The organism is Mesorhizobium sp. M7A.F.Ca.AU.001.01.1.1, assembly GCF_004022735.1.
Lineage (GTDB): Bacteria > Pseudomonadota > Alphaproteobacteria > Rhizobiales > Rhizobiaceae > Mesorhizobium > Mesorhizobium ciceri.
In genome coordinates this window covers 20,943-30,653 of the sequence record NZ_RZPF01000005.1, presented here as the reverse complement: position 1 = coordinate 30,653, position 9,711 = coordinate 20,943, and the positions used below count along the sequence as shown (strand labels likewise).

Here is a 9,711-nt window from a genome sequence, read left to right as displayed (position 1 = left end):
CCGTCAAGTCGGTCGAATAGTCATCTGAAAGCGCTCCGGGCCGTAGCGGCCCGGAGCCTGCCTTTCACACCGCCGCGTCCGAAAGGATGCCGTGGCGAATTTGAATCCGCGCCTGAACCCGACGAAATCGAGTTGATTTCGCGGGGGCGCCAACCGGATCAACCCATGAACCCGCGCACACGCAAAGCCCTGGAGTTCGTACTCGACAACCTCGTCTGGTTCATGCTGCTGTTCGTGCTGGTGGTCTTCTCCATCTTCGTCCCGAACTACTTTCAGCTCGGCATCTTCGCCAATATCATCGAGGCTTCGAGCGTGCTCGGCGTCATGTCGATCGGCCTGGCGCTGGTGATCATCGCCGGTCACATGGATCTGTCGGTCGAATCCGTCGCAGCGCTCAGCGCCATGGCGGTCGGCATCCTGTTTTGCTCGTCGGGCATCGGCATGGGCGTGCAGCTGCATCCCGAGTGGCTGATGGTTCCGGTTTCGCTGCTGCTGGCGCTGGCAGTCGGGGGTCTCATCGGCGCCTTCAACGGCTATCTGGTGGTCAAGGTGAAGATGAGCGCCTTCATCATCACGCTGGCGTCCTACATCTGGGTGCGCGGCCTCGTGTTGGTCGTGTCGGGCGGCCGCTCGGCGCAGGACCTGGCGCCGGCCATCCGCTGGTTCGGCATCCAGCGCCTTGTCGGCCTGCCGCTCACCGCCTGGATCGCGGTTGGCTGTTTCGTGGTCTTTTCGCTGATCATGGCCAAGACGCCGCTCGGCCGGCATCTGGTGATGATCGGCGGCAACGAGACGGCGACCTTCCGCGCCGGCATCCGGGTGAACCGCAATCTCATCATCGCCTTCGTGCTCGCCGGCGCCATCGCCGGCCTGGCTGGCTGGCTGCTGGCGATCCGCACGTCGGGCGCCACCGCCAATCTCGGCGTCGGCTTGCTGTTCAACGCCTTCGCCGCGGTCGTCATCGGCGGCGTCAGCCTCAAAGGCGGCGTCGGCACCCTCCCCGGCGTCTATGCCGGCGTGCTTTTGCTCTCGGCCATCAACACGGCGATCAATTTGATGGGCCTGCCGGCCAATTTCACCCAGGTGATTCATGGCCTGCTGGTGCTGGCCGCGGTGCTGCTCGACGCCTTCAAGCAAACCATTCGCCAAAGACTCGCATGACAGGACGGCTCGCATGACAGGACGGCTAAAAGACAAGGTGGCGCTCATCGTCGGCGCCGCCCGCGGCATCGGCAAGGGCATTGCGCTCCGCTTTGCCGAAGAGGGGGCGCGGCTGGTGCTCGCCGACACCGAAGTCGAGGCCGGGCAAGCGACCGCTGGCGAGTTGGGCGTCCCCTTCATCCGCACCGACATCTCGCAAATGAGCGACGCCAAGGCCGCCGTGGCGCTGGCGCTGAAGCAGCATGGCCGTCTCGACATCATCGTGCAGAATGCGGGCATCTATCCCTGGCAGCTGATCGAGAACACCAGCGCCGACGACTGGGACCGCGTCATGGCGGTCAATCTGCGCGGCACCTTCAATGCCAGCCGCGCGGCCCTGGTGCCGATGAAGGCGCAACGCTTCGGCCGCATGCTCTACACCTCCTCCATCACCGGTCCGCATGTCACCAGCCCGGGCCATGGCCACTATTCGGCCAGCAAGGCCGGCATCAACGGCTTCATCCGCGCCGCGGCACTGGAATTCTCCGGCTACGGCATCACCGTCAACGGCGTCGAGCCCGGCAACATCCTGACCGAAGCGATCGAGCTGCATCGCGGCGAGGCGTTCATCAAGAACATGGAGGATTCCATCCCGCTTGGCCGCCTCGGCAGCCCGCGCGACGTCGCCAATGCCTTCCTGTTCCTCGCCTCGGACGATGCCAGTTACATCACCGGCACGACCATCGTCGTCGATGGTGGCCAGTTGCTGCCCGAAGGCAGCGATTTCCGGCTCGTTCCGCCATGATCATCGATTTCGGCGATGGCTTCTTCCTGCGCCAGGCGACCGAGGCCGACCATCCAGCACTTGCCATGATCTGCCTCAAGACCGGTGATGCCGGCCAGGATGCAACCGGTCGCGAAGACGCTCCGGATCTGTTGGGCCAGATCTACACCATCCCCTACCAGGTGCTGGAGCCCGACCTCGCTTTCATCGTCGATGGGCCAACGGGCGCCGCGGGCTATCTGCTGGGTGCAAAAGACACAAAGGCTTTCAATGCAGGCCTGGCAGCAAAGTGGTATCCGCGCCTTCGCGCGCAGGTGACCGATCCCGGACCCGACCGCGCACGCTGGAGCGGCAGCGACTGGGCTCGCCACCAGATCCATCATCGCGACTTCACCATTCCGCCGGCCCTGGCTGCCTACCCTTCGCACGGTCATATCGACCTTTTGTCGCAAGCGCGTGGCAAAGGCATCGGCCGGCGGGCGATGGCTTTTCTCGAGCAAAGGCTCGCCGCGCTCGGTTCACGCGGGCTTTGCCTCGAAGTGATGCCGGACAATCACAACGCGCTGCGCTTCTACAGGGCCATCGGATTCGCGGTGTTGCGGGAGCCGGGATTGCCGGACCACAGCATCTATGTCGCCAAACGGCTGACAACCGCACCGGAGATCGTGCGCACCGGAGATCGTGTGAATGGTGGGCGATGACGGGCTCGAACCGCCGACATCTTCGGTGTAAACGAAGCGCTCTACCAACTGAGCTAATCGCCCGCTCCGGGCCGGACCTTTAAGCGGTCAGGGTCCGCTTCGCAAGGCCAAATGAGCGCAGGACGCCCTGGTTGGATGCCGGTTTTGCCAACAAAACGCCGGCTGTCAAAAAACCTTCTCCTGTTTGCTGTTATGATGGTTTGGTGCGCTTGACACCCGGTGGCGAACCCCTTATCCAGCGCCCCAACGACGAACACGGCTGACACGTGTTCGCCATGCGCGGGTGTAGCTCAGTTGGTTAGAGTGCCGGCCTGTCACGCCGGAGGTCGCGGGTTCGAGCCCCGTCACTCGCGCCATTTCTCTCAAGGGTATCAAGCCCTTGGCTTTGGAGAAATGTCGACATTGATTGTCAAAAATGTTGTCTTGCAAGAGACCTGAGGTCCAAGAGACCTGAGGTCACTCAGGTCCGTTCGGCCCGTGCAGACGTCTTGCCGCGCAAGATCATCCTCTCGCCAGCAGCGCCTCGACCTCCTGCAGCGTCGGCATGGATGGCGCAGTCCCTGGCCGGGTCACCGAGATTCCGGCGACGGCGCAAGCGAAGCGCACCGCCTGCAGCGGTTCCACGCCCCTCGAAAGTGCTGCCGCAAGCCCGCCATTGAAGGCATCGCCTGCCCCCGTGGTTTCGACCACCGGGCCGGCACTGACGGCTGGAACATGGTCGGAGCGATTTTTCGAGTGCAAAAGCGCGCCCTTGTCGCCGAGCGTGACGATGACTGTGCCGACGCCCTTTTCGAGCAGACTGTCCGCAGCGGCTCGCGCCTCGTCGACCGAGGACACCTTCATCCCGGTCAGTTCCTCCGTCTCGGTCTCGTTGGGTGTGAAGTAGTCGCAGAGCGTGTAGATGCGGTCGGGAAGCTTTGCCGCAGGGGCCGGATTGAGGATCGTCGTCACCCCTGCCCCACGCGCGATCTCCAACGCCCGCATGGCTGCTTCGATCGGCTGTTCGAGCTGCGTGACAAAGACGCCGGCATTGCTGATCAATGCGGCATTGGCTTCGATATCGGCTGGAGAGATCAGCATGGCAGCACCGGGGCTGACGATGATGGCGTTGTTGCCGGTGGTCTCCTCGACGAAGATGTAGGCCGCGCCGGTGTAGCTTTCCGGCGTGTCGATGACGGCATCCTTGACGCCCGCCTGCGTCCAGGTCTGCCTGGCCATGTCGGCGAAGGGGTCTACGCCGAGGCGGGTGAGGAAGGTGACGTCGGCGCCGAGCTTGCCGGCGGCCACCGCCTGGTTCGAGCCCTTGCCGCCGGGACCCAGCGTGAAGGATGTGCCGAGGATCGTTTCGCCCATGCGCGGCTGCCGCTGCGCCCTGTAGGCGGTGTCGGCGACGAACACACCCAATATGACGACCGGCTTGCCCGAAGCCATGCCGCTACTCCGCATCCGGCGGCACGACGCCCTTGCGGAAGGCGAAGCAGCCATAGAAGCGGCGTTCGCCGGTCTGGATGACACAATAGGCTTGTTTGGCGCGCTCGTAGAAGGCGTAGCGCTCGACCGCGATCATCGGCCACGACTTGCCCTCGGCCTTATCGACTTCCTTCTGCACTTCCTTCTGCACTGCAGGAATCTCGTCCGGCTTGCCGACGATTTCCATGCGCGCGGCCGAATCGTCGACGAACGTGTCGAGCGGGTAGAGCGACAGCACCGCCTTGACCACTTGCGCGGCCGAGGCATCGATGCGCAGCACGCGGCCGAGCGCCGTCTGGCGCGCCACCGAATCGGACGGAAAATTGGTGTCGGCGATGATCAGATCATCGCCATGCCCCATTGCCCGCAATGCCTGCAGCACGTCGGCATTGAGCAGCGGGTTGATGCCTTTGAGCATGGTATTCCTCGTGAGTTGGGATCAGAGACGCTTGCCGGTCTCTGCGTCGAAAAGATGGATCTGGTCGAGCCTTGGCTTCAGCTTCAGCGTATCGCCCGGCTTGAAGTCGTGGCGCTCGCGAAACAGCGCCACCATCTCGCCTTCGCCGAAGCGCAGGAACACCAGCGTTTCCGAGCCGGTCGGCTCGACCACCGAAATCTTCGCCGGCACGCCGTCGGGATGGATCTCGAGGTGCTCCGGTCGCACGCCATAGACGACCGCTTGACCGTCCTGCGCGGCATTGCCCGATCCGATCGGGAACAGCGTGCCTGCGATGTCGACACCGGGCTTGTCGCCCTTGCGCATGGTGCCCTTGAGCAGGTTCATCGAAGGCGAGCCGATGAAGCCGGCGACAAACAGGTTGGCCGGGCGGTCGAACAGTTCCAGCGGCGCGCCGACCTGCTCGATGCGGCCGTCGCGCATGACAACGATCTTGTCGGCCATGGTCATGGCCTCGATCTGGTCGTGGGTGACGTAGATGGTGGTGGTCTTCAGCCTCTGGTGCAGTTCCTTGATCTCGGTGCGCATCTGCACGCGCAGCTTGGCGTCGAGATTGGACAGCGGCTCGTCGAACAGGAACACCTGCGGATTGCGCACGATGGCGCGGCCCATGGCCACGCGCTGGCGCTGCCCGCCGGAAAGCTGGCGGGGATAGCGCTTCAGATAGGGATTGAGGTCGAGGATGTCGGCGGCGCGCTTGACCCGCTCGGCGACCACGGCCGGATCGGTTTTCCTGAGCTTGAGCGCGAAGGCCATGTTCTGCTCGACCGTCTTGTGCGGATAGAGCGCATAGTTCTGGAACACCATGGCGATGTCGCGCTTGGCCGGCGGCAGATGATTGACGACGCGGTCGCCGATGGCGATCGTGCCGGCGGAGACGGTCTCCAGCCCGGCCACCATCCTGAGCAGCGTGGACTTGCCGCAACCCGAAGGGCCAACCAGCACCACGAACTGTCCGTCTGCGATATCGACGCTGACTTCGTGCAGAACCTTGACCGTTCCAAAGGCCTTGGCCACCTTGCTGATCGCGACTTGCGCCATGTCTCCCCCATCGGCTCCATTAGCCGTAGGCGCAGAAGCTAACCAACGCGACCTGCCAGGGCAAGTCGGTCCCTTATAGATAAAAACCCGCTCTCGTTGACACGGCGTTGGGTTGTGAGAATAGTGGCAGGCGCTGGTCAAAATGTCGGTGCCCGATCCGCAATCGGAACTTCAATCGACGCAGGGTGGGGTCCTGCCTAATTCGTTTCCGAAACGGGAGCATCGTTGGCGCTCCGGCGTCCGACAGTTGGCCGATTTATTCACACTGATGTTCTGGGAGGAATAGGCGATGAGAACGGGTCTTTACGACAAACTGGTTCGAGCCGGCGCCACAAGGCGCGACATATTGAAGGGTGCGGCAAGCATGGCCGCGATCGCAGCCGCATCCGGCGCCGGACTTGGCGCCTTGACGCGCCCGGCCTCCGCGGCAAGCGAATTGCGCACAAAAATCCTGCAGATCCCCGGCGTCGGCAAAGGCCAGCCGACGGACGCCGATTTCCAGAAGGTCGGTGAACTCTGCCTCGAAGCCACCAAGGCCAATGTCAAGGAAGGCGAATTCGCCGGCGTCGAGCTGACCTTCATGGGTCTCAACAACCAGAACCTGCACAATGTGCTGTTCCGCGGCTTCCTGAAGCCATGGGAGACCTATACCGGCGCCAAGATCAACTGGATCGACCTGGCGCAGGCCGACTACAACGCCCGCCTGCAGCAGTCGATCGCGACCGGGACCGTCGACTTCGACATCATCGAAATGGGCGCGCCGTTCGAAGGTGATGTCTGCGGCAAGGGCCTGACGTCGGAAATGCCCGACTGGGTCAAGACCCAGATCGATTTCGACGATCTGGTCAGCTATCTGAAGCCGCCGGTCGGCACCTGGGACGGCAAGCAATACCGCGTGACCGTCGACGGCGACGCGCACAACTTCAACTACCGCACCGACGTGTTCGCCGATGCCGACCTCGCCAAGGCCTGGAAGGACGGCGGCGGCGAAGGTGAATGGGGCGTGCCGAAGACCTGGCAGCAGGTTCAGGCGGTGACCAAGTTCCTGAAGGGCAAGAAGCTCAAGGACCAGGACGTCTATGGCTATCTCGACGCGCCGAAGCCCTGGGGCGGCTTCGGCTTCTATTTCCTTGGCAGCCGCGCCACCGCCTATGCCAAGCACCCCGACGACAAGGCCTGGCTGTTCGACGCCGACACGATGAAGCCGCGCGTCAACAATCCGGCCTGGGTGCGCGCCATCCAGGACGTCATCGACGCGCTGCCCTCCGAACCCGCCGACCAGATCAACGCCGATCCGAACACGACCGCCTTCCAGCAGTTCCTGGCCGGCACCGGCTCGATGGTCACCTGGTGGGGCGACGTCGGCTCCAACGTCAAGACCAACGACTCTTCCGTCGTCGGCGACGTCACCGGCTTCTCGATCCTGCCGGGCTCGGACGATGTCTACAATGCGAAGACCGGCGCCTGGGACAAGCTCGCCAGCGGCCCGAACTATGCGCCCAACTGCGCCTATCTCGGCTGGGGCGTCTATGTCATGGCCCGCGTCGATGCCGACGAAAAGAAGAAGAAGGCGGCATGGTCCGCTGCAGCCCATCTCGGCGGCAAGGACCTGTCGATCTGGACGGCGATGTATCCGTCGGGCTTCCAGCCTTACCGCAACTCGCATTTCGACATTCCCGAATGGGTGGCGGCCGGCTACGACGAGGCCTTCATCACCTCCTACCTCAAATCGGAATCCGACAGCTACAACCATCCGAACGCGGCGATCGAGCCACGCATCCCCGGCATCTTCCAGTACTACAGCGCCGCCGAGGACATCCTGGCCAACACTTTCGCGGGCAAGATGAAGGCGCAGGAAGGCGCCGACGCCATCGCGGCGGCATGGGAGAAGCTGACCGACCAGATCGGGCGCGACAACCAGATCAAGCTCTACAAAGCTTCGCTCGGCATGTAGGCTGGCCTATGAACCGTGGTCCGGCGGCAACGCCGGACCACTTTAGACAGGCTCCGGCTCCTCGAGAGCCTTCAAACGGGCGAGATTTGTGGCTGACCAGACATCGACCGCGAACCCGTGGCCGGCAGATGCCGGCACTTCCGATCTGATCTCTCCAGGCCGTAAACGCCTTGGCTGGGCGCTGATGGCCGTTGCGACGCTTGGCCTGCTGGCGACGATCGTGCTGGAGATCCTCTACAAGGGCAGCCCCGATACGATCGGCTTCGAGACCTGGCGCCCCGTCGTCTATGCCTATGTGCTGTGGGGCGTGGCGATCGGTGTCGGCCAGGTGCTGACGCGCGGCGAAGACGGCCAGCGTGCCCTGTTTCTGCTGCCGGCGCTGCTGTTCACCATCGCCATGGTCATCTTCCCGACGCTGTTCGGTTTCTACATCGCACTCACCGACTGGAACCTCAGTTCCTTCAGCGGCCGCCGGTTCAACGGGCTCGACAATTTCTGGCAGATGCTGGGCGATCCCTACTACCGCAACGCGCTGTTCAACATGGTGCTCTACGTGCTGGCGGTGGCGGTCGAATATGTCATTGCCTTCGGCTTGGCGCTGCTCCTCAACGCCCAGATCCGGGCGCGAAAATTCTTCCGCGTCGTCTTCCTGATGCCGCTGATGCTGTCGCCGGTCGCGGTGTCGTGGATGATCGGAAAATCGCTGATGGAATACAGGTTCGGACCGGCCGCAACGCTGGCGCGCCATCTCGGCTGGGAAAATCCGGCCTTCTTCTCCGATCCGATCATCGCGCGCATATCGATCATGATACTGGATGCCTGGACCTTCATTCCGTTCATGATGATCATGCTGCTGGCCGGGCTGCAGGCGATGTCGCGCGAGGTGCTCGAAGCCGCACGCGTCGACGGCGCCAATGCGTGGCAGACCTTCTGGCAGGTCACCTTCCCGCTGATGCTGCCGGTGTCGGTGACGGCGGTGGTCCTGCGCATCATCTTCAAGCTGAAGCTTGCCGACATCATCATCACCGTGACGTCCGGCGGCCCCGGCGGCGCCACCGATTCCGTGTCGAGCTTCATCTACCGCGAATACCGCGACCGCTCGAATGTCGGCTACGGAACCATGCTGGCGATGGCCTATCTGGTGATCATCGTCGTGTTCGTCACGTGGTTGTTGAAATTTGCCAACCGTTTTGTCCGCAATGTCAATTAAAGCAAGATGGGGGTGAATTGAGCCCGATGAGCGTTCAGACCACCGAATATGTCGCCTCGGAGATCCGCTCGCCGGCGAGCTTCCTCGCCAGCCGCGTCTTCATCTATGGCGCGCTGGCCTTCTGGGCGTTCATCTGCCTGTTCCCGATCTATTGGACGATCACGACCTCGTTCAAAACCGCAGTCGACGTCACGCAAGGCCATCTCATCCCCTTCGTCGACTTCCAGCCGGACTGGAAGGGCTGGCGTTCGCTCGGCCTGTCGCCGGACTCGATCTTCCAGACCTCGACCGTGCGCGAGGAGTTCCTCAAGCGCTTCATGAATTCGGTGATCACCTCGGTCGGCGCGTCGAGCCTCGCCATCATCATCGGCAGCCTCGCCGCCTACGGGCTCACCCGCTATCGCTACCATTTCGCCTGGTTCAAGAACGAGGACATCTCGTTCTTCTTCCTGTCGCAGCTGATCCTGCCGCCGGTGGTGCTGGCGCTGCCCTTCCTGGTGCTCTACCGCGAGGTCGGCCTGCTCGACACGCGCATCGGGCTGATCCTGCTCTACACGCTGATGGTGCTGCCGATCGTCATCTGGATCATGCGCGACCAGTTCAACTCGATCCCGGTCGAGCTCGAGGAAGCCGCCCTTGTCGACGGGCTGTCGATCTGGGGCGCGTTCTTCCGCATCGTCATGCCGATCGCGCTGCCGGGCATGGTCGCCGCCTTCATCCTGGCGATGGTGCTGTGCTGGAACGAGTATTTCTTCGCCGCCCTTTTGACCTCGACCGACGCCAAGACGATCCCGGTCATGGTGGCGAGCCAGACCGGCTCGCAAGGCATCAACTGGTGGTCGATGGCGGCACTAGCGACGGCGGCCATCGCGCCGCTCGCCGTCATTGGCATCGCGTTGGAGCGCTATCTGATCATGGGCATGACCGCGGGCGCGGTGAAGTAGCATGGCGCCC

General features: G+C 63.2%; 9 protein-coding genes and 2 tRNA genes. 7 read left to right on the top strand and 4 right to left on the bottom strand.

All coding sequences use genetic code 11. From position 1 onward, the window contains the following. Positions 1 to 165: 165 nt before the first annotated feature. From EN884_RS00935 to EN884_RS00925, 3 genes are read left to right on the top strand one after another with little or no spacing between them, the layout of a single operon-like run. Complete coding sequence (locus EN884_RS00935; RefSeq protein WP_063167796.1) at positions 166 to 1,161, top strand: ABC transporter permease; 996 nt, start codon at positions 166 to 168, stop codon at positions 1,159 to 1,161. 13 nt (positions 1,162 to 1,174) lie between these two features. Further along, complete coding sequence (locus tag EN884_RS00930) at positions 1,175 to 1,945, top strand: SDR family NAD(P)-dependent oxidoreductase (protein WP_063167795.1); 771 nt, start codon at positions 1,175 to 1,177, stop codon at positions 1,943 to 1,945. Beyond that, a complete protein-coding gene (locus EN884_RS00925; RefSeq protein WP_063167794.1) occupies positions 1,942 to 2,625 on the top strand; it encodes a GNAT family N-acetyltransferase in 684 nt (227 codons plus the stop codon). Before EN884_RS00930 ends, EN884_RS00925 begins: the two co-directional genes overlap by 4 nt. Here the strand turns inward: EN884_RS00925 and EN884_RS00920 are convergent. Then, positions 2,613 to 2,688, bottom strand: a tRNA-Val gene (locus EN884_RS00920). The two genes, EN884_RS00925 and EN884_RS00920, sit on opposite strands and share 13 nt — an antisense overlap. Before the next feature lie 216 nt (positions 2,689 to 2,904). On the opposite strand from EN884_RS00920, the gene EN884_RS00915 reads away from it, so the two are divergent. Continuing rightward, a tRNA-Asp gene (locus EN884_RS00915) sits at positions 2,905 to 2,981 on the top strand. A gap of 145 nt (positions 2,982 to 3,126) precedes the next feature. On the opposite strand, the gene rbsK is transcribed toward EN884_RS00915, so the two are convergent. The 3 genes from rbsK to ugpC are packed head-to-tail and all read right to left on the bottom strand — an operon-like array spanning position 3,127 to position 5,593. Continuing rightward, positions 3,127 to 4,056: a ribokinase gene (gene rbsK / locus EN884_RS00910; RefSeq protein WP_063167793.1), complete on the bottom strand. Its 930-nt coding sequence runs from the start codon at positions 4,054 to 4,056 to the stop codon at positions 3,127 to 3,129. Positions 4,057 to 4,060: 4 nt separating this feature from the next. Further along, the gene (locus EN884_RS00905; RefSeq protein WP_027162392.1) at positions 4,061 to 4,513 is read right to left on the bottom strand and encodes an RbsD/FucU family protein; all 453 of its coding nucleotides are present in this window, start codon (positions 4,511 to 4,513) and stop codon (positions 4,061 to 4,063) included. A 21-nt stretch (positions 4,514 to 4,534) separates the two neighbouring features. Continuing rightward, a complete protein-coding gene (gene ugpC / locus EN884_RS00900) occupies positions 4,535 to 5,593 on the bottom strand; it encodes a sn-glycerol-3-phosphate ABC transporter ATP-binding protein UgpC (RefSeq protein ID WP_024504587.1) in 1,059 nt (352 codons plus the stop codon). Between the two features lie 289 nt (positions 5,594 to 5,882). Between ugpC and EN884_RS00895 the strand changes: the two genes are divergently transcribed. From EN884_RS00895 to EN884_RS00885, 3 genes are all read left to right on the top strand, one after another. Further along, the gene (locus EN884_RS00895) at positions 5,883 to 7,547 is read left to right on the top strand and encodes a sugar ABC transporter substrate-binding protein (protein ID WP_013532183.1); all 1,665 of its coding nucleotides are present in this window, start codon (positions 5,883 to 5,885) and stop codon (positions 7,545 to 7,547) included. Between the two features lie 88 nt (positions 7,548 to 7,635). Then, on the top strand, positions 7,636 to 8,757 hold the full coding sequence (locus EN884_RS00890) for a sugar ABC transporter permease (RefSeq protein WP_024504588.1): 1,122 nt from the start codon (positions 7,636 to 7,638) through the stop codon (positions 8,755 to 8,757). 26 nt (positions 8,758 to 8,783) lie between these two features. Continuing rightward, positions 8,784 to 9,701, top strand: coding sequence for a carbohydrate ABC transporter permease (locus EN884_RS00885; protein ID WP_013532185.1), 918 nt, complete (start codon positions 8,784 to 8,786; stop codon positions 9,699 to 9,701). Positions 9,702 to 9,711 lie beyond the last annotated feature (10 nt).